A 23,076-nucleotide genomic window follows, 5' to 3' on the forward strand; every position below is an offset into this window, starting at 1 on the left:
CTCTGCAGGAGTGTAGCCAAATCTTGTTACACCTTCCTCCAGCCGTTTCCGGCTTATTCGGTGCTTTCGGTCCTCAAGCTCTCGAACGCGTGAATATATTCCCTGTTGGCCTCGAGTCTGCGATTCACTACAGATTCCGGCAGGCGCTCGAAGGACACCGGCACCTCACCCGCAACGTGGTACATCGTCCCCGGCGCCAGCAGTGAGACGAATTGAGCGTAGGCACCTCGTTGGTGAAGCTTGTTGATCTTGATTTGCCTGATGGTGTTCTCTCGCGAAACCGGTGGCAGCGTTGCCGGGCCCGCTGGAACGTCGTTGATGAAGGCGTATTCGGCAACGCCGGGGCCCGCTTCAAGTGTCTCCAGCGCCGGCAGCTCGAATTGGAAGTAGCCCCTGTCGGCCGTGTGCGCGACGGGGAACTCGGGCCAAGAGTCCGCAACCACCAGGTCGGCAAGGTTGCTCAGGTCATCACCGATCACCACGTATTGATGATCGAAGGCTGTGGCTTTGACGATATGGATGCGCGACGCCCGAGGCTGGCTGGCGAGAAAAGAAAACGTCACTTTGGAATTTTCCGAGCAGTTTCCGCCCATGATTTCGATGGCTTTTTTCGCGGTTTGCGCATGGGTCAAACGGGCTACAAACTGCCCCGTTTGAAGATCAAGCTCCCTGAGACCCTTGATTTTCGCAATCGCCGAACCACCTTTTTCCCAGATGCTCGGCAGTTGATTGCCTGACAATGGCAACAACTCCTTGGCTCGGTAGATGGCCCGCTGCGCCAATTGCAGATTAGCCATTACGTGAGGCGTGACTTCGGTCGAAGTGACACCGACGGTGAGGCCCGGAAAGAGCACTTCACTGTAGTGAAGCAGTTCCACCGATGGTTCGACGACGTATTCCGGGTTTGCCTGAACCGCGCGCACGAGAACCCGATAGTCCGGGTCGCGCCCGGTCTGCAGCAGATCGCGCGCATGGTTGCCCAGATTGCGCTCGGACGCTGTCAGCGGCTCCAGTCCATCGGCGGTGAACAGACGCCCGAGGAGTTGCTGAAAGGCATCCGCCGGCAGCAGTTTCTTCAGATCCGGTAGCACTTCGATACTGCCCACCACCCGCCGGTTGGCGGCGTCATCCTGAAGATTGGCGTGCGCAATCGCCTCCCAAAGATCGTTCCAGCAATCAAGTGGCAGATTGTCATCGATAAATTTCAAACCGCGCAGATAGTTGTACCGCTCATATTCGGCAACGCTGGGGTGAAACGCCAAGGTAACAAAGTCAGGAAACTCTTCGGCGATCGTCTGCAACGAGACGGCTTCATCGGCCTCGGTCACCCCGCCCCCGCGCAGGCGCATGACCGAAGGATCGAAGCTCTGCACCGGCAGAATGGGCAAATCGCTCAGAACCTTGAGCAGTCGATGAGGTTTGAGGAGATGCTCACGCAACGCGGATTTCAACCTCGACCCTTCGCCGATGTGGATGCCCAGACGGTTGCGCTCGGCATCCGGCAGCGCCTGCAAAATCGCCGTGTAGAAATCGCCGGAGGGGTGCAACGCCTGACCCGAATCGTCATGCGCCTGGAACCTGCCGTTGTCGTCGATGACAATCGAGCGCTGAATCGCAGCGGTATCGGCGCCGATGTGATCCAGCCGTCGACCGCCGTACTGGTACAGACGAACATCAATGCTCACTTCGGCGTTCCAGCCCGGCAGATTCGCCAACGAATGCAGGATCAGCGCGTGGCTGTCAGCACTCTCGACCGAGTCCAGAAAAAGCCCTTCATAAGCCCGACTGATTCGCACATCTTGCTGAGCCCAGCGCCCGAGATTCAGCAAGCGCTCGGGAACCTTTCCAAGCGCCAGTATCTCAAGCTCCGAAGACGTGGCCAGCGAGACCAGTTCTTGCGCTACAGGGCCTGGCAAATCGACCAATCTGTCCAGAATGACTCGCGCCGCTGCCGAGATGGTTCTGGCCTCCCTGCTGTAGCGGCGTTCGAACAGACTCGATTGCCGCTGACGGGCCAAACGCGCCAGCTCGGCACGCAACCGTCGGGTACTAGCCTCGGGCGAGGCTACCGGTGCATTGGCCGGATCGCCCAGCAGGGTGCGGGTTTGCGCATCGTCCAATTGTGTCACCAGGCTTTTTAGCCAATCACCGCCGAATAAACCCTCCAGCGATAAGCGTAAGGGCCGCGAATTGGCTGAACCGAGATAACCCAGCGTTTCGCCGCGGGGGCCGACCAGTTCAACGGCTTCGCCTGGCCATAGCCCATCGAGCAGTTGAAACTGCCAGGCGGGATCGGCCTGCAGAAATTGCTTGGGGCTGACGCTCGAGAGTTGCTCGATGAAGGTCTTGATATCACGGTCGATTCGCACGCGAGTCACGGTATCGCTGAGCAAGGGAATAGGCCGCTCATTGCCGCTGTACATGCGCCGCAAGGCGTCGGGTTCTACCTGGCTGACGGTGCGGATGTCCGCGAAACTTTCGTCCAGACCGTCAACCGACGGCCCGAGCCGGCGCATCAATGTGTCGATATCCCAGGTGTGCGGTTGCTCGCCCTCAATCACAAAGGCCCCCGCGCCATTGGTGTTGACCACCGGTTGATAGGCGTTGGAACGACTCGGATGCTGCAGCCGATGGTTGCCGCGCGGTGCATCTTTGCGCACCTCGAAGTGACGCGAGCCCAGACGCAGGATCGATTTGCCCTGATGCACATGCAACCCGTCAGCCTCCGGCCTGGCATCAGCCGCCAGCAGCAAATTGCGCTGCAGATAGACGTCGAGATTCTGCCCCCACAGCCGCTGACTGCCATCGGCCAGCGTGACCGGTCGGGTGTTCTCCAGGAATGAAGACAACCTGGGTTGAATAACCTCTTTGGCAAAACTGCCGCCGACCGCAAACAGTCCTGCCTCAATGATCGACTCAGTCGCGCCGATGAGATGTTGCGCCGCTTGCACATAGTCACCGTCGGCCAGGTCGATCACGCCCTCCACAATTTTGCTGACCAGCTGGTAAACCATGTAGCTCAACATCATTTCGCCGAGAAACGGCACAAACGGTGTCACCACCAATAGCGCGACATTGAGGATGTCAGCAAACACCTGCTCAAGGTCTTCGACCCACGCCCAGCGCGCGGCGCTGTCGGCATCGGCAGTCGTAACGGCCAGCGTACGGCCGTCATTGAGCATCTTGTTCACTTGCTGGCGGAACAGATAACCCCACACATCGGCGTTGAAGTGCTCGCCCGTCTGCTCGCCGAAGGCAATGGCGCCAAAGCGCAGGCGCGGGTTTGCTGTTGGCGTTTCGCGCCAGGACGGTTGCCCGGGTTGCGGCGAAGGCCCGTGATACTGAATCGGAAACAGTTGTGCCTGGAGTTGGGCAAAAAACCGCCCGCGCTGTTCATGCGCGACAAACTGGCTGAAAAACACTTGATACGGGTTTGGCGCGGAGGGTGCCAGTACCGCATCCCCCTGTAACTGTCGCGTCAACTCGACGAAAAAAGCCTGCGATGACGAGTATTCCTTGAGGGGATGTTGTGCATCGTGCGGCACATAGGCGATCACCCGCCGCACGCCGGAAACGGGGGCATCCGGATCCGGCATCATCAGCACAATGCCGGTCAGGCGAACATCAAGCATCGTCAGGTGATAGTAACGAACCGGCAAACCATCGAGCTTCAGGCCACGTTTGCCGTCGCACAAATGCAGAACGTGCAAGTAGCCGTCAGCAGAAACGTCCTTTTTCATCAACGCCAGGTGAGCAGCCACTTTGAGCGCCTGTTTCTGGCTGTCGATAACCCGTGTTTGCAAGACTCCGCGCGCCAGGGCATCGGCAGGACGCAAGTAGTCTTCAAGACAGGCCTTGTAGCGTGCGCCTAGATCCAGTGTTCGACATAACGTCGTGAACTGTTCGACCGTCATTGCATTCAAGTCACGAACTTCAAACTGACCACGCTCATCCGGTTTACTGATAAATCCACTGCCGTCGCTAAAACTTTCATCGATTGAAAAGTTATGCAGGGCCGCATCCAGTAGAGAAACGGTGCGAATGCTCATACCGCCCGTTACATTAAATGTCCAGGGAGACAGGTGTGCCGGTGAATAAAGCCGTATATAAGTTTCGCGAACATCGACCGACACACCGTATTGAACTTTCAACGCCTGGGTCAGCAACGGTTGTGCGAAGGCGTAGACGTCCTGCAACCGCGTAAACATCCGATCGACGGCAGCCTGAGCACGCCAGCCCGAGGCTATCGCCCGCTGAAGCGATGCGTGTTGAACTAACGATGCCTCTTTTAACCAGGCCGGTACAACATTGACGCCCTGTTTAAGTTCGGCAACTCTTTTCCCCGATGACTGGATGAGCCATTCAGGAATGGCCTCACGAATGAACTCATGATGAACACTTTGGCCAAAATGATTATTCACAGAGTGACTGATAGACCTTGAAGACTTACTCATTTTAATTCCTGCTCGATCCTTGAAAGAATCTGCAGGAGCCTACCCCGAGCACATCGTTATCTCGTGAAGCCTGTTTCGGAAAGTGCTGTAAGAAAGCTCACTTTCTGACTAGAACAATTTATGCCGACGATAAAACTCCGGTGTACAGCCGGCCTGACGCTGAAACATCGCAATAAACGCTGAGCCACTGCTGTAGCCGAGATCAAAGGCAATTTCCTGCACGCTGCGTGAAGTCTCCAACGCCTCGATCGCCGCGAGATAACGCAGACGCTGACGCCATTCGCCAAAACTCATCCCCAACTCCCGTACAAACTGACGCGCCAACGTGCGCTCACTGACATGCACTTGCGCCGCCCAATGCGCCAGCGGCTGGTTGTTGCCAGGCTCGGCCTGCAACGCTTCGAGGATCGCCAGCATACCCGGACTGCTCGCGTAGGGCAGATAACACTCGTGCACCGGCGCCTGTTGCAGTTGATCAACCAACACCTGCGCCAGTCGTTGATCGGCATCGAGTTGAGGAATTTTCACATCGCGCGCGGCGAAGTCCTTGAGGATCGCTTTGAGAATGTCGCTGATCGCCAGCGTGCAGGCGCGTCGGGGCAGATCGGCGCAGACCTTGGGATCCAGACACACCGCGCGATAGTTGACCGGTTGATGGCTGTAAAAACTGTGCTCGACCTGCGGCGGCACCCACACCGCGTATTGCGGCGGCGACATGAAGCGACTGCCGTCGACGTCCATGTGCAGCACGCCGTGCGCCGCGTATTCCAGTGTGCCCCACGGATGGCGGTGCGGCGCGGCGAATTCGTGGGCGTTGAAATCGGCATAACGGAAGTACACCGCCGATGGCAGCTCGCTGAAATCCAGTAGATCGATGTGTTTACTGTTCATGCTGTCCGGTTTCAGAGGCAGGTTGTCCGGTTCGAAGTATAGGCCTGCATCCAGACAAGGGATAATTGCGACTCATCAACGTACTGGTTTCAACTCATGCAATACGCGTTTCCGCTGTTGGCGATTTTTATCTGGGCCGGCAATACCGTGATCAACAAACTGGCGGTCGGGGCGATTTTCCCCGCCGAGATCGGTTTCTATCGCTGGCTGCTCGCCGGGTTGTTGTTCACGCCATTCATGCTCAAAGCGGTGATCGCGCACTGGCCGCAGATTCGCCCGAATCTGGGCAAGATCTTCGTCCTCGGCGTACTCGGCATGGCGGTGTATCAGAGCCTCGCTTACTTCGCGGCGACCCTGACCACCGCGACCAACATGGGCATCATTTTGTCGCTGATGCCGTTGATGTCGCTGGCCATGGCAATCATCAGCCTCGGTCAACGTCTGACCGCCGGTGCGCTGGTCGGCGCGGTGCTGTCGTTTGCTGGCGTGCTGGTGGTGGTGTCGTCGGGCAGCCTTGGCGCATTGCTGCAACACGGCCTGAACATGGGCGATGCGATGATGTTGATCGCGACGCTGGCTTACGCGATTTACAGCACGCTGCTGAAGAAATGGCAGCTGCGCTTACCGCCGCTGGTGTTGCTGTATTTGCAGGTACTGGTGGCGATTGTCGTGTTGTTTCCGCTGTATGCAGCGTCGCCGAAAACCGGTTTGACTCTGCAGAACGTTCCGCTGGTGTTGTATGCGTGCCTGCTCGCGTCGATGGTTGCGCCGTTGGCGTGGATGCAGGCGGTGCAACGCCTGGGGCCGAGCCGGACGACGTTGTTCTTTAATTTGCTGCCGCTGATTACTGCGCTGATTGCGGCGGTGGTGTTGAAGGAGCAGTTGGCGATGTATCACTTGGTGGGCGGGTTGCTGACGTTGGGTGGGGTGATACTTTCTGAGCGTTGGACCACCGTGCTGGGCCGCCAGCCCCGCATTGCCTGATGCCTATACCTTTGTGGCGAGGGGATTTATCCCCGATGGGTCGCGTAGCGGCCCCAAAAAAGCGGGGGCCGCTGCGCAGCCCATCGGGGATAAATCCCCTCGCCACAAAAGCGATTTAAAGGCCGGCAGCTTTTAGGCGTGCCGCGTGCTCAACAAACAACCGCACCGGATCCGCGCCCTTGCCCACCAGCCCCAGCGACTGGTTAACAATGTCGAAATGATCCAGCGGATAATCATCGCCAATCACCGTGCCAAGGTGCGAGCTGTACCGCCCGACCATCCCGTCGCACTGCCCCGGCTCGCGCACAAAGGTTTTCGCGAACAAGCGACAACTGCGATTGGTCCCGTCAAACAGATTGCCGCCGCGGTCGGTCTTGCCCGGCTGCAACGTCCCCGACCACGAGTAATAACGCACGCCGTTAACCTCTTCCGGCCCATGCCCGCCCCAGGTTTGCGGCAAGCCCTGTGGATAACGCTGGTTGAACAGCGCCACGCCCGCCGTGGTCAGCGAATGGTGCGAAGCATGGACATCCACCGGAAATCCCGGCCCGCGATAACCGGTCTCCAGCACCGCCATCAGCCACCCGAAAAAACGCAACAACGCCTCAAGCAGACGCCCCTTGGCGCTGTCCGCCGGGTAATGTTTTTCCAGATAATCCGCCAGCTCCGAGCCATGATTGGGCCCCGCCACCGACGTGACCGACGCCACCAGATCCGGGCGTTTCGCCGCGGCATAGCGCGCCGTCAACGAGCCCTGACTGTGGCCGAACAGGTTGACCTTCTGCGCGCCGGTCTCGCGCAAGATCTCGTCGATACGCGCGAGCAGTTGCTCGCCCCGTACCTCAGTCGAATTGAGCGGCGACACCTGAACCGCGAACACCGTCGCACCACCACGGCGCAAGGCTTTGATGATTCCGTACCAATACGGATAGAGCACTAAACGTACAAACCCGAGCATGCCCGGTACCAGCACCAGCGGATAACGCGTGGACATGGGCAAACATCCTTGTGGTCGGTGAGTGGATGCAAGGCCTGCAAAACGCCCGCCAAGCATCCTCCCTGATGATGACAACTCATCGACCAGCCTACTTCAGGCCCACCACCCCCGCCACAATCAGCCCCACCGACAGCAGTTTGACCAGCGTCAGGCTCTCGCCGAGCAAGGCAAAACCGAGGAACACCGTGCCCAGCGAGCCGATGGCCGTCCAGATCGGATAAGCAATACTCACCGGCAAATCGCGCATCGCCAAAGTCAGAAAGTAAATCCCGCCGATCGCCGCGATCACCGTGATCAGCGACGGCCACAGCCGGGTGAAACCTTCTGCGTACTTCATGCCCATGGCGAAGGTGACTTCAAAACCGGCAGCGATCAGCAGGAACACCCAGGCCACCTAGAACTCCCGGGCAAGGTCGAGCAAACGCTGCTCGGCCTCGGCCACCGACACCGCGAAGGTGCGTTCGGCGGATTCTTCACCTTCGGCGGCGACCACGCTGACATCGTTGATGCCGATGAAACCCAGCGCCGTGCGCAGCCATGGATCGGCGTGGTTCAGCGCTTCCAGTTCGCCACCGGGGCCGAAGCCGAATCCGCCGCGACTGGTGACGATCAAGGCTTTCTTGCCCTGTAACAGCGGCGTGTATTGGGCGACGCCGTTGTCCAGCGTGTGATCGAAGGTCAGGCCCAACCGCACGATCTGATCGACCCAGGCCTTGAGCCCGCTGGGTACGTTGAAGTTGTACATCGGCGTGGAAATCAGCAGCAGATCATGATCGAACAATTCGCCGACCAGTTGATCGCTGAGCGCCAGATCGGCCTGCATCGACAGAGGCCGGTTGTCGGGCTCGGGGTAAAACGCTGCGGCGACGAACGCTTCGTTGACTGCCGGAATCAATGCCCGCCCGACTTCACGGCGAGTGACTTGAGCCTGCGGATGGCGCACCTGCCAGGCGCTGAGAAAACTTTCCGCCAGACGGCGCGAAGTGGAACGATCACCACGTGGACTGGCATGCAGCACAAGAATCTTGCTCATCTGTACATTCTCCGGACTAGAATCAAACGGCTTGTGGCTTGCAGCTTGAAGCTCGCCATTACGTCTAAACAAATGAGCAAAAATCAGTCGGGATGAATTGATTTCATCCGTGGAGTTTTCAATGTTCGCCTCGCTGCCGCTGACCGCCCTGCGCGCTTTCGAATCTGCTTCACGTTTGTTGAGCTTTAAAGCGGCCGCCGAAGAGTTGTCGGTGACGCCGACGGCGATTTCCCATCAGATTCGTGCGCTGGAGGACTGGCTCGGGCTTGCTCTGTTCGAACGCCTGCCGCGCCAGGTACGCCTGACCGAGGGCGGCGAGCGCCTGTTTCGCAGCCTGCACGGCGCGCTGCTGGAAGTGGCGCAGAGCGTCGACACCCTGCGCCCGCAACGCAGCGTCAGCAGCCTGACGCTGTCGACCACCGCAGCCTTCGCGGCGTTATGGCTGGTGCCGCGTCTCGGACGTTTTTATGCACAGCATCCGAACATCAACGTGCGCCTCGATACCCACTGCGAAGTTATCGATTTGCATCAGGACGCCAGCGTCGATCTGGTGCTGCGCTACAGCCTCGACGACTATCCGAACCTGTATGGCTTGTGCCTGTTCGATGAATCCTTCGGCGTCTACGGCTCACCGGAGCAAGTGGCACTGGCCGCGCGGCGCACGCCAACATTGATCAGCGTGCATTGGCATAACTCGAAGCTCTACGCCCATGGCTGGCAAGCGTGGTGCGCAAAGGCTGGCGAAAACTGGCTCAAACAGTCGCCGGCGAACCGCGAGTACGACGAAGAGCATTACGCCCTGCAAGCGGCGATTGCCGGGCAAGGCCTGGTGCTGGCGAGCAATATTCTGGTCTCGGAAAGTGTCGCCAGTGGTCTGCTGGTGCCTTACAAAGCCGACGTTGTGGTGGATGGCGCCGGGTATAGCGCGTTGTGTGTGCCGGGCCGCGAACGGCATCCGCCGGTGCGCGCATTTTTTGCGTGGTTGCGCGAGGAGGCGGCGTTGTCGGGGCTGACGCCGAGGACAGCGCAAATTGCATAAAACTTTTTGCTTCGCTCATGACTCACAACTTGGGTAGCGACCACGGCCGCAGAACGTGGCGCCCATCGGATTAGCCTCCTGGAGATCGAAATGAGCGACGACCTGCATCTGTCAGATGTTCAAACACTGCGCGAACGTGCGCGCCAACACGTCGAGAACGGTGCTGTAACTGAAGGCTACAGCGCCGACCGTGAAGAAGTGCTGCGCTTGCTCAACGAATCGCTGGCCACCGAACTGGTCTGCGTGTTGCGCTACAAGCGCCACTATTTCATGGCCAACGGCGTCAAAGCCCATGTGGCCGCCGAAGAATTTCTTGAGCACGCCACCCAGGAAGCCCAGCACGCCGACCGTCTGGCCGAGCGCATCGTGCAATTGGGCGGCGAGCCTGAGTTCAATCCCGACCTGCTGTCGAAAATGTCCCACGCGCAATACGTGGCCGGGAACACCCTGAAAGAGATGGTTTACGAGGATCTGGTCGCTGAGCGGATTGCCATCGATAGCTACCGCGAGATCATTCAGTACATCGGCGAGAAAGACCCGACCACTCGGCGCATCTTCGAAGACATCCTCGCGCAGGAAGAAGAGCACGCCGATGACATGGCCGACATCCTGAACGACCTCTAAACCCTGATAACTGATCGTTCCCACGCTCCGCGTGGGAACGCAGCCCGGCACGCTCTGCGTGCCTTTTTAATGCCGAACGCGGAGCGTCCGTAGAGGCATTCCCACGCCGAGCGTGGGAACGATCGGTGTAGGAGCTGCCGAAGGCTGCGATCTTTTGCTTTTACCCGATTATTTGGTGGGTTTAAGGTCACCGGGGCTTTCCCTTCCTTCATCAGCTCAAGCAACGGTGCACACTGATTCGGCTCGCCACCACTCGGCGCCACCAACGCCAGCAACCCCGCGCCGAGCAACAGCAACGGCACCGGCTTAACCCCAGCGTCGAGATCATTCAGTACATCGGCGAGAAAGAACCGACTAATCTTCGAAAACATCCTCGCGCAGGAAGAAGAGCACGCCGATGACATCGGCCGACATCCTGAACGACCTCTAAACCTGATAGATCGCCTTCGCGAGCAAGCCCGCTCCCACATTGGAATGCATTTCAATTGTGGGAGCGAGCCTGCTCGCGAAGAGGCCGCAACAGAAGCACAAAGATCGCAGCCTTCGGCAGCTCCTACATAACTGATCGTTCCCACGCTCCGCGTGGGAACGCAGCCCGGCACGCTCTGCGTGCCTTTTTAATGCCGAACGCGGAGCGTCCGTAGAGGCATTCCCACGCAGAGCGTGGGAACGATCGGCGTAGGAGCTGCCGAAGGCTGCGATCTTTTGATCTTGCCCTTATTTAGTGGGTTTAACCGTTACCGGGGCTTTCCCTTCCTTCATCTGCTCCAACAACGGCGCGCACTGATTCGGCTCGCCGCCACTTGGTGCCACCAACGCCAGCAACCCCGCCGCCGGCGCCGCAATCACGCCCAACGCCACCATCCCCGCACCGCGCAACAGCAACGGCACCGGTTTAACCCCGGCGTCCGGCTTGATGAACCTGCCGCGCACGTACAGCGGCGAACGCAGGGAAATCAAACGCCAGCCCTTCGATTCCGGGGTCACCGTCAGATCCAGTTGCTCGGTGGCCATGTTCGCCGTGCCATCGATATAAATGATCGCGTTCTCTGTATCGAAGACAAACAACTGCGTCGTCGCCAGGCCGGTCTTGATATCGAAATCCGCCGCCGCGCAGTTGATCTTCACTTCCTTGTCGCCAAAGATTTTGCCGACCACGTAGTTACCGACGTTAAGCCCGGCCAGCTCCATCAATTCACGACTGATCGCACCGTCATTGATCAGCATCTTCAACTTGCCATTGGCACCGCCCAGCAGCTTCGCCACCGAGTTGCCGCGGCCGCTGATATCGGCGTCGCCATTCAGCTCGCCGAAACTGGTCTTCATCGGTTCAAAGGTCGGGAACAACTCTTTGAGCTTGAAGCGGCGCGCGGTGAGTTTGGCTTGGCCTTCCATCGGTTCGGTGCGGCCGTTGAGACGGATTTGTGCATCGAGATTGCCGCCAGCGACGCCGAAGCGCAGCGGCTGCAAGCTCAGTTCGCCGTCGTTGAGCACCAGATGCGTATAGAGGTCATTGAACGGCAGCTTCTCGCTGTGGACGATGCGCTTGCCGGTGAATTCAACGTCGGCATCCATCGCGCGCCAGCGATCGGTCTTGAACTCCTCGACCGGCAGCACTTTATCCGCCGGTTGCTTGCTGTCGCCGCCACGGGCCTTTTGCTTGTCATTCGAATCGGCGCCGATCAGCGGCGCAAGGTCGGCGAATAGCAGTTGATTGGAAACCAGCGCACCGCTGAGTTTTGGTCGCGGCTGGGTAGCGGCGTAAGTCAGGTCGCCGTGGATGTCGCTGTTGCCGATCTTGCCGTTGAATTTTTCGTAGGTGAATTTCGCGCCGGCAGCGTCATGCAGTTTGGCGATCAAATGACCGTCAGTGGAATACGGTGGTGTGTCGGGCAGAGTGACGCCGGTCAATGGGTAGAGATTGCCGAGGCTGTCGCCGGCCAGCTTCAGGCGCAGGTCAAGAGCGCCGAGATTCATCGGGTCGGTCAGGGTGCCGGCCAGTTCGATGCGGGTGTCGCCGATCTTCGCCTGGGCTTGCAGCGGAAACGGTTTGCTCGCGTCCTGCAAGGCCAGCAATCCGCCGATCTTGCCCTGGCCAGTAAGGTTCTGGCCGTGGTATTGGCCTTTGACCTTGAGCGCAAACGCGTAGTCCTGCGGCGCGCCGCCCTTGTCCTGCGCGGTTTTCGCCGCTTTGTCGCCAACGATGTCGCTGTACGGAATCGGCTTGCCCAGCGGATCGATCAGCACATCGAGATTGGTTTTCAGGGTCTGGTCATCGAGGGTGACGTGGCCCTTGTCGAAACCGATGGCGCCGATGTCGACCACCCAGCTCGACGGTTCAGCATTCGGATCCTTGGGATCAAACTTGAACACCCAGTTGGCGCGACCATCCGCCAGTCGTTGCAGATCGGCGTTGGGCTCGGTGAGGTCGATTCGCGGAATCACCACGCGTTGCGCCAGCAGCGCCAGTGGCGAGATGCGCAGTTCGACACGTTTGAGGGTGACCATCTGCGGTTTCTTCGACCAGTCCGGATTGCCCAGGCTCAAATCCTCGGCAACCACATGCGGCCACGGCACCCAAGCGCGCCAGCCGCCTTCATCCGGCTCGCGCTGCCAGATCACCGCGAGGTTGCCATTGATGGCAAACGGTCGGTGCAGTTCTTCCGAGACTTTGGCGTTGAGCGGCGGTTTGATCCGGTTCCAGTCGAAGAACACGATGATCAATACCAGCACGGCCAGTAGCAGCACGAGGGTGGCGAAGATCCAACTGAAGATTTTTCCAGTGCGCGTCATGCACAAAACTCCTGATCACGACCCCTCACCCAAAACACGGTGAAAGGCTGAAACGGCGGGCCAAAGCGGCCCCTATGAAAACTGTGACTGGCAAAAGGCCCGCAGGTTTAACCGAAAAGCCGATTAAGACGGAAAAACCCGGGTGAATTCTGACCGAACAGTCGAGCAGCGTTACCGCGACCCGCACTTTTGCGAGGCGCGAGTGGGTCGAAAATACCCACCTCGGTGCAAAACCGATGCTCTGAAAGGCCCGATCTAGAGCCTCCCGCCAGAACAATCAATTCTGTTGATTATTACCATTGCGTTTATGAACTTTTATATCGACTTATCGAGAGTAGCATTGCCCTCGTACCCACTTTATCGCCCTCCCAAGGAGCAACCCATCATGAAACGCCAATTACTGCTTAGCCTTACCCTCTCGATGCTGGCCAGCACTGCTTTCGCGCTGCCTGCCGCCGAACAAGCCACGCCACAAGTAAAAACCAGCTATTCGGTGTTCAGCCAGACCGTTGCTGCCGACGGCTCCGACCACACCAAAGGCACCCTCGCTGAAGACGGCTACGACAAAACTCCACAGGGTCAAGCTGTAGCAGAAGGCGGCCGTGATCGCCTGGAAGAAAAAGGTCTGGTCGAAGATGGCTACGACAAAACTCCTCAAGGTCAGGCTGTCGCCGAAAACGGTCGCAACCGCCTCGAAGAAAAAGGCCTGGTTGAAGACGGCTACGACAAAACCCCACAAGGCCAGGCTGTTGCCGAAGGTGGTGGTGATCGTGTGATCGAACGCAACAGCGCTGTGAGCTGAGCCCATGGTGGCCCAGAAAAAAAGCCCAATCGACGGATTGGGCTTTTGACTTTTCAGGCCCCGGTAAAACATCCCGCAAAAATCCCCGCTGCACCGTCCTGCCGTTCGACGCCGATAAAGCCGATTTGCTAGAGTGCGGCGCTTGTCCCGCCGAAGAACACACCCTGCGATGCTGCCCCGCGCCGAACAGAAGCAACAGACCCGCAACGCCCTGATGGACGCTGCCCGCCACCTGATGGAAAGCGGCCGAGGATTCGGCAGCCTGAGCCTGCGCGAAGTGACCAAAACCGCCGGGATCGTGCCCACCGGTTTCTACCGGCATTTTGCCGATATGGACGAACTGGGTTTGGTGCTGGTCAGCGAAGTCGGTCAGACCTTCCGCGAAACCATCCGCCTGGTGCGCCACAACGAATTCGTCATGGGCGGCATTATCGATGCCTCGGTGCGGATCTTTCTCGATGTGGTCAGCGCTAATCGCTCGCAATTTTTGTTTCTCGCCCGCGAGCAGTACGGCGGTTCGCTGCCGGTGCGGCAAGCCATTGGTCGGTTGCGCGAAAACATCAGCTCCGACCTTGCATCGGATCTGACGATGATGCCCAAGCTCCAGCATCTCGATGCCGATGGCCTGAGTGTGATGGCTGATCTGATCGTCAAATCGGTGTTCGCCACCCTCCCCGACATCATCGACCCGCCCGCTGAAGCACTGCCGGAGCATCTGACGCCACAGGCGAAGATCACTCAGCAGCTGCGTTTTATCTTTATCGGCCTGAAGCATTGGCAGGGCCTGGGCAGTACCGAATAACTCCCCTCTATCACTGACACACCAAATTCCCCCTGTGGGAGCGGGCTTGCTCGCGAAAGCGTCGTATCAGCCAACATCTATATTGCTGACCCACCGCCTTCGCGAACAAGCCCGCTCCCACAAGGGTCATGCGTCACGGCCTCTATTTGGTGCATGTAAAAACCTTCATGCACCAAAACCTTCCAAATCCCCGCAACATCTTGAAACATCCACTACGCTCCGACAGGGATTTCCTACATCTCGTCCGATTGGCAAGCCCCTTGCTCTAGAGCAACCATTGTCCATAGCTGGAAGTTTCCCGATGCTGGTGATTCACCGCAGAATCGACCCTCAACCCGTCTGGGCCGCCGAGTTGCACCTGACCTTCGAAGCGCGGAGCAAAAGCCGTCTGCGCTGTTTCAGTGCTGAAGGTGAAGACGTCGGGTTGTTTTTGGAGCGTGGCCAACCGCCGCTGTATGACGGCGAATGCCTACAGGCTGAAGACGGCCGCATCGTCCGCGTCTGCGCCCGCCCCGAGCAGTTGCTGCACGTCACCTGCGCCAACGCCTTCGAACTGACCCGCGCCGCTTATCACCTCGGTAACCGCCATGTCGCCCTGCAGGTCGGTGACGGCTGGCTGCGTCTGCTCGACGATTACGTACTCAAAGCCATGCTTGAACAATTGGGCGCGCAGGTTTCAGCCATCGAAGCACCGTTCCAGCCGGAACATGGTGCTTATGGCGGCGGCCACCACCATTCACGACACGGCGACGAAGACTTCAACTACGCACCGAAACTCCATCAGTTCGGCGTACGCCTGTGAATCCGGCCTGGGCGCTGCTGCGCCTGGCCAGTCCGCAGTTGCCGATTGGCGGTTACAGCTATTCGCAAGGTCTGGAGATGGCTGTGGATAACGAACGGGTGAAAAACCCGGACGACGCCCGCCGCTGGATCAGCGATCAGTTGCTGTTGAACCTGTCGCGCTTTGAGGCGCCGTTGTTGCTTGCGCATTGCCAAGCGGCGGCGGATGAAAACTGGAGCGAGTTGCTGATCCTCTGCGAAAGCCATCGTGCCAGCCGCGAGACTCGCGAGTTGCATCTGGAGAGCCGGCAGATGGGCTACTCGTTGCAGCAATTGCTCAACGGTTTGCCGGAGCTCGACGCGCCTGCTCGCGAATTTCTCGAACAATGCGCGGAACCGCATCTGGCCTTGTGCTGGGCGCTGGCTGCACGCGCCTGGGGCATCGCCCCGCAAGACGCCCTCGCCGCGTGGCTGTGGAGTTGGCTGGAAAACCAGCTCGCCGTGCTGATGAAAACCCTGCCGCTGGGCCAGCAAGCCGCCCAGCGCCTGACCAGCGAATTGCTGCCGTTACTGCAACAGGCACAGCAGGACGCGACCCGAATCAATCCCGAACACATCGGCAGCGCCGCGTTCGGCCTGTCCTTGGCGTGCATGGCCCACGAGCGCCAGTACAGCCGCCTCTTTCGCTCCTAGGAGAAACATTCATGAACACACAACCTCTGCGCGTCGGCATCGGCGGCCCGGTCGGTTCCGGCAAAACCGCGTTGACCCTGGCCCTGTGTCTGGCCCTGCGCGAGCGCTACAACCTCGCCGTGGTCACCAACGATATCTACACCCGCGAAGATGCCGATTTCCTCGTGCGCAATGAAGCCCTCGCGCCGGAGCGGATCATCGGCGTGGAAACCGGCGGCTGCCCGCACACGGCAATCCGCGAAGACGCCTCGATCAACCTTGAAGCGGTAGATCAACTGAACCGGCGTTTTCCGGGGCTCGATCTGATTCTCGTCGAGTCGGGCGGCGATAACCTGTCGGCGACGTTCAGCCCGGAACTATCCGACCTGACCATTTACGTGATCGACGTCTCGGCCGGCGACAAGCTGCCGCGCAAGGGCGGGCCGGGGATCTGCAAATCGGATCTGCTGGTGATCAACAAAATCGACCTGGCGCCGCTGGTGGGCGCCTCGCTGGAGATGATGGACAGCGACACCAAACGCATGCGCAACGGCAAGCCGTTCGTCTTCAGCAACCAGAAAACCGGTCAGGGTCTGGAAGCCATCATCGCCTTCATCGAACGCCAGGGCCTGCTGACCGCAGCCTGATTTATTTATCAACAAGGAAGCTTATTCATGACACTTAAACGCATTCTCGGCGCCGTGGCACTGCTGCTGACCCCGGCCCTGGCCTTCGCCCACCCGGGGCACGGCGACAGTGGTTTGATCGCCGGTATCAGCCACCCGATTGGTGGCCTCGACCATTTGTTGGCAATGGTTGCCGTCGGTTTGTGGGCCGCGCAGCAACAAGGCGCGGCGCGTTGGGCGCTGCCGTGCACGTTTGTCGGCACCATGCTGATGGGTGGCCTGCTCGGGTTTGAAGGGCTGGAACTGCCGGCGCTGGAAAGCGGCATTGCCGCGTCGGTATTGGCGCTGGGTCTGGCGGTGGCATTGGCGGTGCGTCCGCCGCTGGTGATGGCGGTGCTGGCGACAGCGGTGTTTGCGTTGTTCCATGGTGTCGCGCATGGCTTGGAATTGCCGGATATGAGTAGTCCTTGGGCGTATGCGGCGGGTTTTGTGGCAGCTACGGCGGTGTTGCATGCGGCGGGTTATGCCGTGGTGCGTTTTCTGCCTCAAGCTGCTGCACCGTTGGTGCGCGTTGCAGGCGCGGCTTCGGCGGTGACTGGGGCCTGGTTGTTGGCAGGCTGATTTTTTAGCGCCTGCGCTGGCCTCTTCGCGAGCAAGCCCGCTCCCACATTGGATTTGTGCCGTACACAAAACCTGTGGGAGCGGGCTTGCTCGCGAAGGCGGCCTGACAGACACCGTCTCGCTCAAGCAGTGCTCTCTGCTACCATGTCGCGCAATCGCCCCAGCCCGTGACGACGCCCGCCCATGCCCCACGCTTCCCGCTCCACCTCCCTGCCTGAATTGACCGCCCTGTTCGGCGCTGTGCAACAGCACTTCGTCAACGTGATCGTGCCCCTCTGGCAAGGCCCGGGCTGGAACGCCGACATGGCGCTGCCGTACGAGGCGCTGGATGCCGCGCATCAACCCTTGCCACCGCAACGCTATCGCGCGATGGCGTGCGCGCGGCAGTTGTATCTGTTTTCCAGTCTGATCGGGGTTGTGGATAACGCTGACGTTCGCGCGGCGGCGCTGTTCCGCTCGTTGCAACGGCACTTCCACGACGCCGACCACGGCGGCTGGTTCTACAGCATCGATGCGCAGGGCAAACCGCTGGATCAGCGCAAGGATCTCTACACCCACGCCTTCATCCTTTTTGCCTGCGCGCATTACTGGGGCAAGTCCGGCGATCCGCTGGTCGAGTCGACGCTGAATGCGGCGCTGGAAATCATTGGTCGGCGCTTTGCCACCGGTGATGGCTTGTACGAGGCGTGCCTGAATCGCGACTGGATCACCCTGGAAACCGGCCCGCTGCAAAACCCGTTGATGCACTTGGCCGAAGCCTTCCTCGCCACGCTCGCCGCTCGCGAAGATGCCCAGACCCAGACCGCGTTGCTGGAGTTATGCACAGCCATGCACAAGCGCTTCGTCGATCCGCAACATGGCGTGTTAATGGAGAAACCGCTGGGGGCTGTGGATAACTGGTACGAGCCGGGGCATCAGTTCGAATGGTATTTCCTGCTCGAGTCTTCGCCGTTGCTGCGCGGCTCGAAGCTGCATGCGGCGCTGGATCGGGCGTTTGCGTTTACTGAACTTCACGGCGTGGAACAGCCGTCAGGCGCGGTGCGAGCGATGCTCGATCTGCGACAGGATGGCCAGCCGAAGGATTCGACTCAACGAATCTGGGCGCAGGCGGAATATTTGCGCGCGCTGACGTTGCGTCAGGGCAGCGAGGCGGTAGTGTTGCGTCAGTTGCAGGCGTTGCAGCAGCGGTTTCTGCATGCAGATGGCTGGCATGAATGCCGGGATGAGTTGGGTGAGGTGAGTCGCAAGGACATGCCTTCGACCACGCCGTATCACCTTGCGACTTGCTATAGCGGCCTGGCTGAATATTTGCGCTGATCTCATGGCAAATGAGATCCAGTGTGCTGAGGAGATCTACTGTGGCGAGGGGATTTATCCCCGTTGGGCTGCGCAGCGGCCCCGCTCTTTTCAGGGCCGCTTCGCGCCCCAACGGGGATAAATCCCCTCGCCACAATAAATCCCCTCGCCACAATAAATCCCCTAGCCACAATAAATCCCTTCTCTACAGTAAATCCCTTCTCTACCTAAATCCCCTGCACCACAAATCTGTTCTCAACAGCAATCAGGGTTACATCAGGCAATCCACTTCTTGTCGCCAGTAAAGCTGATAGTCAGCCACCGCGCCGCATCCGGCTTGCCCAGCTTCGCCGAAATTTCCTCGCGCAACGCGTCCAGCTGCCCGACATGGCTCAGCGCATAGTCCGCCGGCAACACCACATGAATCTCGATAAACCGCGCCCGTCCGTGCTTCTGCACGTACGACACGTAATCGTCGAAACCATGCTCAGCCTTCGCCTCTTCCATCACCTGACGCACCTGATCATCCAGCGTGTCCGGCGCTATCCCCAATACATCGCGTAACGCCGGCCCAAGAATCTTGAACGCCGGCGGCAACATGGTCAGCGCCAGCACGATCAGGATCAGCGGGTCGACATACACCGCCCACTGCCCATAACCCTGGGACTTGAGCAGCAGCGCCGCGAGGAAACTGATCAACAGGCCTACGGACAGCATCGCGTCCACCAGCCAGCTGATGTTGTCGAATTGGATCAGGGTCGATTTGAGCTTGCGATTGCGGTGACGGACGTAGAAGAAGTAGGCGAACTCGACCACGGTAAACACCGCGGCGTAAATGATCACCAGCCCCAACTCGATCTCGCGACCACCGTTGATGATGCCAAACACACCGTTGAGAAACGCATAGATCGCGATCAACAGCAGGAAACTGCCTTCGATCAGCAGCACCATCGGCTCCAGATGCCAGAAACCGAACTGGAAGCGGTGATTGCTTTCCTTGGCGATCAACTTGGCAGTGATCAGCATCAGGACTTTGATGAAGGTGGCGATCAGTGAGAAAAAACCATCAAAAAGGATGGATTGCGAACCAGAAACAAAACCGGTGACGATCCCGGCGATCGCCACGGCGAACATCAGAATGGTCGATTGTTTGAGCAGCGACTGCTCACCTCGGTTACTCACTTTGACTCCTCGAAAAACCTTGAAAACCGCGGGGTGCGGTTGGGTTGTTGCGAGGGGAGTTTACCTTATCGGGATTTATTGCCTGTGACGGCCCCTTCGCGAGCAGGCTCGCTCCCACATTGGAATGCATTTCAAAGTGGGAGCGAGCCTGCTCGCGAAGAACGATGACGCGGTGTCAGGCCTTGTTCCGCTCAATCGCAAAGCCAGCCCAGGTCTGGCTCACCGGCATCAACTCCAGGCTGTTGATGTTGATGTGCGCCGGCGCATTCATCACCCAGAAAATCGTCTCGGCGATGTCCTGCGGCTGGATCGGCTCGGCACCGGCGTAGGTCGCGTTGTAACGCTCCTGATCGCCGGCAAAACGCACCAGCGAGAACTCGCTCTCGCACAGACCCGGCTCGATGTTGCTGACGCGCACGCCGGTGCCCTGCAAGTCGCAACGCAGGTTCAACGAAAACTGCTTAACGAACGCCTTGGTCGCGCCGTAGATATGGCTGCCCGGGTACGGGTAGTTACCAGCAATCGAACCGAGGTTGACGATGCCGGCGCCACGGCCATGGGCGATCAGACGCGGCAGCAGCAAACGCGTGGCGTACATCAGGCCTTTGACGTTGGTGTCGACCATGGTGTCCCAATCGTCCAGATCGCACTTCGGCGCAGGATCAACGCCCAGCGCCAGACCGGCGTTGTTGATCAGGCCACGCAGCTTGGCGAACGACGGCGGCAGATTGGCAATCGCCTCCTCCATCGCCTTGCGATCACGCACGTCGAGCACCAGACCGTGCACTTCGGTCTGCTTCGACAATTCTGCGCACAGTGCATTAAGGCGTTCTTCACGACGACCGGTCAGCACCAGTTTCCAGCCAGCCTCGGCAAAACGGCGGGCGCAGGCTTCACCAAAACCGGACGTTGCGCCGGTGATAAACAGGGTGTTGGACATCGTGTTCTCCTTGCTTCGGCCACCGAGGCAGCCCTTGGAATAGAAAATCAGCCAGCAGCATGCCCGGCCCTGCACTCACGGGCAACACCCACCCATGTGTAGGAGCTGACGAGTGCAACGAGGCTGCGATCTTTTGATCTTAAAAACCAGAATCAAAAGATCGCAGCCTTCGGCAGCTCCTACACGGACGGATTCAGCTCAAAAAACGATCAACCGTAGGAACGCCATACAGGGCGTGGCCTGTAGCCATGTGCGCGCATGTTATCCACAGTCCCTTCCACAGTTTCCGGAGACAAGTGGAAACGCGCAAAGCCGCGCCGTACAAGGCTTTGCGGGGGAAATAGAAAGTTTTTTGCTTGACCCTGAAGCGGCAGATGTGCGGGACATGGCATTTTGCACGACCAAGCGGTCGACACAGTGATTGCGCGAGGCCAGCAATTACGGTGCTTAGCGAGGTCTTTCCAGAGTTTAATCACAGACTTATCCACAGGCAGGCGCACTGCATATCGACTGCGATATCAGCCTTATAAAAAGGTTGACATTGGCGCCTCTCGCTCAGGCAAAAGCGTCTGATCAAAAAACAACCACACCTTTGCAAGCCACGGATTACAAGGCCTGCAGCCAGATACACCCACGTTATTCACAGCCAGCTCCACAGCAAACGGGGACAAGTCAAAACTGTGGAAAAACAGCCATTTGCAGCGTCTTTATGTCGCGCTTTGGTAGCTTGCCGGATTTGTTTTCCACAATTCTGAAATCTGCCACAGATTAACTGTGGGAGCGGGCTTGCTCGCGAAGGGGGCGAGTCAGAAAACCCCGTGTTGAATGACACAACGCATTCGCGAGCAAGCCCGCTCCCACAGGTGATTTGTGTTGGATTTGAGATAAAAAAAGCCCCGGGACTTGCGTCGCCGGGGCTGTGCATAACGTGCGAAGAATCAGTGCCCGCCCAGATAGGCGTTACGCACCTCCTCATTCACCAGCAACTCTTTGCCGGTACCGGTCAGGCGAATCTCGCCGTTAACCATCACATACGCCCGATCCGACAGCTTCAGCGCATGGTTGGCGTTCTGCTCGACCAGGAAAATCGTCATCCCGGTTTTCGCCAATTCCCGCAGGGTCGCGAAAATCTGCTTCACCACAATCGGCGCGAGGCCCAGGCTCGGTTCATCGAGCAGCAACAACTTCGGCCGGCTCATCAACGCCCGGGCAATCGCGAGCATCTGTTGCTCACCACCGGACATGGTCATCGCCCGCTGCGTCCGCCGCTCTTCCAGTCGCGGGAACAGCGCGAACATGCGCTGCATGTCCTCTTTAGCGTACTTGTCGCCAATCGGGATGGTGCCCATCAACAGGTTTTCCTCGACGGTCATGTCAGGGAACACCCGCCGACCTTCCGGCGACTGCGCGATGCCATTGGAAGCGATGTAGTGCGAGGACTTCTGGGTGATGTCGACGCCTTGATAAATGATCTGCCCGCCAGCTGCCCTTGGCTGGCCGAAAATCGACATCAGCAGCGTCGATTTACCGGCCCCGTTAGAGCCGATCAGGCTGACGGTTTCCCCCTCGTTGATCTGCAGCGAAACACCTTTGAGCGCCTGGATCGGTCCGTAGAACACGTCGAGGTTTTTGAGTTCGAGGATCGGTTGCGTCATACCAGTTCCTCTTCGTCGGCGCCGAGATAAGCGGCAATTACTTTCGGATCATTTCGAATCGCTTCAGGCCCGCCTTCGGCGATGACGATGCCGTGATCCAGCACCACGATGTGGTCAGAAATGCTCATTACCATGCCCATGTCGTGTTCGATCAGCACCACGGTCAGATCGTGCTCGTCGCGCAGCAGCCGGATCATCGCGCTCAGCGCTTCGGTTTCCTGTGGGTTGAGGCCGGCAGCCGGTTCGTCGAGGCAGATGATCTGCGGCCGCGTGCACATCGCGCGGGCAATCTCCAGACGGCGTTGCTGACCGTAGGAAAGTTCACCGGCGAGACGGTTGGCGCAGTCCACCAGATCGACCACTTCCAGCCAGTAGAAGGCAACGTCCAGCGCGTCGCTTTCAGCCTTGCGGTAGCCCTTGGTGTTGAGAATGCCGGCGAGCATGTTGCGGTTGACCCACATGTGTTGGGCCACCAGCAGGTTTTCCAGCACCGACATTTCCTTGAACAGACGAATGTTCTGGAATGTCCGCGCCAGCCCCGCACGGTTCACCAGGTGCGTGCCACCGAACATCTTGTAGTACATGCGACTGAGGAAGGATTTCGGCGAAACGAAATCCGACGCTTTGAACGACTCGCCCAACAACTGGATGACGTTGGTCTGCTGGCCGCGCACGTTGAGCTCGATCTTGCCGCCGGAGGCTTTGTAGAAACCGGTCAGGCAGTTGAACACCGTGGTTTTGCCAGCGCCGTTAGGGCCGATCAAGGCGAAGATCGAGTTGCGTTTGACCTTCAGGCTGACATCGCTCAAGGCCTTGATGCCACCGAAATGCATCATCAGTTTTTCAACAGAGAGTACGACTTCACTCATGGCGCAGTCCTCTCAT

General features: G+C 58.9%; 20 protein-coding genes. 10 read left to right on the forward strand and 10 right to left on the reverse strand.

Annotated elements, in window-relative coordinates; genetic code table 11:
- Window positions 1–53: 53 nt before the first annotated feature.
- Together ACIP1X_RS07520 and ACIP1X_RS07525 are read right to left on the reverse strand one after the other, a co-directional pair.
- On the reverse strand, window positions 54–4,454 hold the full coding sequence (locus ACIP1X_RS07520; protein WP_400750766.1) for a dermonecrotic toxin domain-containing protein: 4,401 nt from the start codon (window positions 4,452–4,454) through the stop codon (window positions 54–56).
- Window positions 4,455–4,562: 108 nt separating this feature from the next.
- Window positions 4,563–5,345 carry an AraC family transcriptional regulator gene (locus ACIP1X_RS07525; protein ID WP_400750768.1) on the reverse strand — a complete coding sequence of 261 codons (783 nt, stop codon included), beginning with the start codon at window positions 5,343–5,345 and terminating at the stop codon, window positions 4,563–4,565.
- A gap of 96 nt (window positions 5,346–5,441) precedes the next feature.
- On the opposite strand from ACIP1X_RS07525, the gene ACIP1X_RS07530 reads away from it, so the two are divergent.
- Entirely contained in the window at window positions 5,442–6,329 is an 888-nt protein-coding gene (locus ACIP1X_RS07530) for a DMT family transporter (RefSeq protein WP_400750771.1), read from the forward strand.
- A gap of 115 nt (window positions 6,330–6,444) precedes the next feature.
- On the opposite strand, the gene ACIP1X_RS07535 is transcribed toward ACIP1X_RS07530, so the two are convergent.
- The 3 genes from ACIP1X_RS07535 to ACIP1X_RS07545 form a co-directional block, all read right to left on the reverse strand.
- Window positions 6,445–7,323, reverse strand: a complete 879-nt coding sequence (locus tag ACIP1X_RS07535) for an alpha/beta fold hydrolase (protein ID WP_400750773.1) — start codon at window positions 7,321–7,323, stop codon at window positions 6,445–6,447.
- A gap of 91 nt (window positions 7,324–7,414) precedes the next feature.
- On the reverse strand, window positions 7,415–7,720 hold the full coding sequence (locus tag ACIP1X_RS07540; RefSeq protein ID WP_400750776.1) for a DMT family transporter: 306 nt from the start codon (window positions 7,718–7,720) through the stop codon (window positions 7,415–7,417).
- The gene (locus tag ACIP1X_RS07545) at window positions 7,721–8,359 is read right to left on the reverse strand and encodes an FMN-dependent NADH-azoreductase (RefSeq protein WP_212549836.1); all 639 of its coding nucleotides are present in this window, start codon (window positions 8,357–8,359) and stop codon (window positions 7,721–7,723) included.
- A gap of 109 nt (window positions 8,360–8,468) precedes the next feature.
- Here ACIP1X_RS07545 and ACIP1X_RS07550 point away from each other — a divergent pair, with 109 nt between their 5' ends.
- Together ACIP1X_RS07550 and ACIP1X_RS07555 are read left to right on the forward strand one after the other, a co-directional pair.
- Window positions 8,469–9,398: a LysR substrate-binding domain-containing protein gene (locus ACIP1X_RS07550; protein WP_172680067.1), complete on the forward strand. Its 930-nt coding sequence runs from the start codon at window positions 8,469–8,471 to the stop codon at window positions 9,396–9,398.
- 90 nt (window positions 9,399–9,488) lie between these two features.
- Window positions 9,489–10,022: a bacterioferritin gene (locus ACIP1X_RS07555; RefSeq protein ID WP_134175811.1), complete on the forward strand. Its 534-nt coding sequence runs from the start codon at window positions 9,489–9,491 to the stop codon at window positions 10,020–10,022.
- A gap of 717 nt (window positions 10,023–10,739) precedes the next feature.
- Here ACIP1X_RS07555 and ACIP1X_RS07560 read toward each other — a convergent pair.
- Window positions 10,740–12,815, reverse strand: a complete 2,076-nt coding sequence (locus ACIP1X_RS07560) for an AsmA family protein (RefSeq protein WP_400750779.1) — start codon at window positions 12,813–12,815, stop codon at window positions 10,740–10,742.
- 385 nt (window positions 12,816–13,200) lie between these two features.
- Here ACIP1X_RS07560 and ACIP1X_RS07565 point away from each other — a divergent pair, with 385 nt between their 5' ends.
- The 7 genes from ACIP1X_RS07565 to ACIP1X_RS07595 all read left to right on the forward strand — a co-directional run bounded on the left by ACIP1X_RS07565 (window position 13,201) and on the right by ACIP1X_RS07595 (window position 18,435).
- Window positions 13,201–13,617, forward strand: a complete 417-nt coding sequence (locus tag ACIP1X_RS07565) for a hypothetical protein (RefSeq protein WP_053116819.1) — start codon at window positions 13,201–13,203, stop codon at window positions 13,615–13,617.
- A gap of 169 nt (window positions 13,618–13,786) precedes the next feature.
- Complete coding sequence (locus tag ACIP1X_RS07570) at window positions 13,787–14,419, forward strand: TetR family transcriptional regulator (RefSeq protein WP_053116818.1); 633 nt, start codon at window positions 13,787–13,789, stop codon at window positions 14,417–14,419.
- Window positions 14,420–14,720: 301 nt separating this feature from the next.
- Window positions 14,721–15,221: an urease accessory protein UreE gene (ureE, locus tag ACIP1X_RS07575; protein ID WP_053116817.1), complete on the forward strand. Its 501-nt coding sequence runs from the start codon at window positions 14,721–14,723 to the stop codon at window positions 15,219–15,221.
- The gene (locus ACIP1X_RS07580; RefSeq protein ID WP_400750783.1) at window positions 15,218–15,892 is read left to right on the forward strand and encodes an urease accessory protein UreF; all 675 of its coding nucleotides are present in this window, start codon (window positions 15,218–15,220) and stop codon (window positions 15,890–15,892) included. Before ureE ends, ACIP1X_RS07580 begins: the two co-directional genes overlap by 4 nt.
- An 11-nt stretch (window positions 15,893–15,903) precedes the next feature.
- A complete protein-coding gene (ureG, locus tag ACIP1X_RS07585; RefSeq protein ID WP_053116815.1) occupies window positions 15,904–16,518 on the forward strand; it encodes an urease accessory protein UreG in 615 nt (204 codons plus the stop codon).
- Between the two features lie 27 nt (window positions 16,519–16,545).
- On the forward strand, window positions 16,546–17,118 hold the full coding sequence (locus ACIP1X_RS07590; RefSeq protein WP_400750785.1) for a HupE/UreJ family protein: 573 nt from the start codon (window positions 16,546–16,548) through the stop codon (window positions 17,116–17,118).
- Between the two features lie 183 nt (window positions 17,119–17,301).
- Window positions 17,302–18,435: an AGE family epimerase/isomerase gene (locus ACIP1X_RS07595; RefSeq protein WP_400750787.1), complete on the forward strand. Its 1,134-nt coding sequence runs from the start codon at window positions 17,302–17,304 to the stop codon at window positions 18,433–18,435.
- Window positions 18,436–18,690: 255 nt separating this feature from the next.
- Here ACIP1X_RS07595 and ACIP1X_RS07600 read toward each other — a convergent pair whose 3' ends face one another.
- The 4 genes from ACIP1X_RS07600 to ACIP1X_RS07615 form a co-directional block, all read right to left on the reverse strand.
- Window positions 18,691–19,596: a cation diffusion facilitator family transporter gene (locus ACIP1X_RS07600; RefSeq protein ID WP_053116812.1), complete on the reverse strand. Its 906-nt coding sequence runs from the start codon at window positions 19,594–19,596 to the stop codon at window positions 18,691–18,693.
- 175 nt (window positions 19,597–19,771) lie between these two features.
- Window positions 19,772–20,536 (reverse strand): SDR family oxidoreductase, encoded by a 765-nt coding sequence (locus tag ACIP1X_RS07605; RefSeq protein ID WP_008087168.1) that lies wholly within the window; start codon window positions 20,534–20,536, stop codon window positions 19,772–19,774.
- 938 nt (window positions 20,537–21,474) lie between these two features.
- The gene (locus ACIP1X_RS07610; RefSeq protein ID WP_053116799.1) at window positions 21,475–22,191 is read right to left on the reverse strand and encodes an ABC transporter ATP-binding protein; all 717 of its coding nucleotides are present in this window, start codon (window positions 22,189–22,191) and stop codon (window positions 21,475–21,477) included.
- Window positions 22,188–23,060, reverse strand: a complete 873-nt coding sequence (locus tag ACIP1X_RS07615; RefSeq protein ID WP_053116798.1) for an ABC transporter ATP-binding protein — start codon at window positions 23,058–23,060, stop codon at window positions 22,188–22,190. Before ACIP1X_RS07615 ends, ACIP1X_RS07610 begins: the two co-directional genes overlap by 4 nt.
- Between the last annotated feature and the right edge of the window lie 16 nt (window positions 23,061–23,076).

This window comes from Pseudomonas sp. NPDC088885 (assembly GCF_044750025.1).
In the GTDB taxonomy this organism is placed as follows: domain Bacteria; phylum Pseudomonadota; class Gammaproteobacteria; order Pseudomonadales; family Pseudomonadaceae; genus Aquipseudomonas; species Aquipseudomonas rustica.

What these genes read in the sequence shown, in the direction of transcription:
- ACIP1X_RS07520 (WP_400750766.1), bottom strand. Translation starts at nt 4,454, where the DNA reads ATGAGTAAGTCTTCAAGGTCTATCAGTCACTCTGTGAATAATCATTTT.
- ACIP1X_RS07525 (WP_400750768.1), bottom strand. Translation starts at nt 5,345, where the DNA reads ATGAACAGTAAACACATCGATCTACTGGATTTCAGCGAGCTGCCATCG.
- ACIP1X_RS07530 (WP_400750771.1), top strand. Translation starts at nt 5,442, where the DNA reads ATGCAATACGCGTTTCCGCTGTTGGCGATTTTTATCTGGGCCGGCAAT.
- ACIP1X_RS07535 (WP_400750773.1), bottom strand. Translation starts at nt 7,323, where the DNA reads ATGTCCACGCGTTATCCGCTGGTGCTGGTACCGGGCATGCTCGGGTTT.
- ACIP1X_RS07545 (WP_212549836.1), bottom strand. Translation starts at nt 8,359, where the DNA reads ATGAGCAAGATTCTTGTGCTGCATGCCAGTCCACGTGGTGATCGTTCC.
- ACIP1X_RS07555 (WP_134175811.1), top strand. Translation starts at nt 9,489, where the DNA reads ATGAGCGACGACCTGCATCTGTCAGATGTTCAAACACTGCGCGAACGT.
- ACIP1X_RS07560 (WP_400750779.1), bottom strand. Translation starts at nt 12,815, where the DNA reads ATGACGCGCACTGGAAAAATCTTCAGTTGGATCTTCGCCACCCTCGTG.
- ACIP1X_RS07565 (WP_053116819.1), top strand. Translation starts at nt 13,201, where the DNA reads ATGAAACGCCAATTACTGCTTAGCCTTACCCTCTCGATGCTGGCCAGC.
- ACIP1X_RS07570 (WP_053116818.1), top strand. Translation starts at nt 13,787, where the DNA reads ATGCTGCCCCGCGCCGAACAGAAGCAACAGACCCGCAACGCCCTGATG.
- ureE (WP_053116817.1), top strand. Translation starts at nt 14,721, where the DNA reads ATGCTGGTGATTCACCGCAGAATCGACCCTCAACCCGTCTGGGCCGCC.
- ureG (WP_053116815.1), top strand. Translation starts at nt 15,904, where the DNA reads ATGAACACACAACCTCTGCGCGTCGGCATCGGCGGCCCGGTCGGTTCC.
- ACIP1X_RS07590 (WP_400750785.1), top strand. Translation starts at nt 16,546, where the DNA reads ATGACACTTAAACGCATTCTCGGCGCCGTGGCACTGCTGCTGACCCCG.
- ACIP1X_RS07595 (WP_400750787.1), top strand. Translation starts at nt 17,302, where the DNA reads ATGCCCCACGCTTCCCGCTCCACCTCCCTGCCTGAATTGACCGCCCTG.
- ACIP1X_RS07605 (WP_008087168.1), bottom strand. Translation starts at nt 20,536, where the DNA reads ATGTCCAACACCCTGTTTATCACCGGCGCAACGTCCGGTTTTGGTGAA.
- ACIP1X_RS07610 (WP_053116799.1), bottom strand. Translation starts at nt 22,191, where the DNA reads ATGACGCAACCGATCCTCGAACTCAAAAACCTCGACGTGTTCTACGGA.
- ACIP1X_RS07615 (WP_053116798.1), bottom strand. Translation starts at nt 23,060, where the DNA reads ATGAGTGAAGTCGTACTCTCTGTTGAAAAACTGATGATGCATTTCGGT.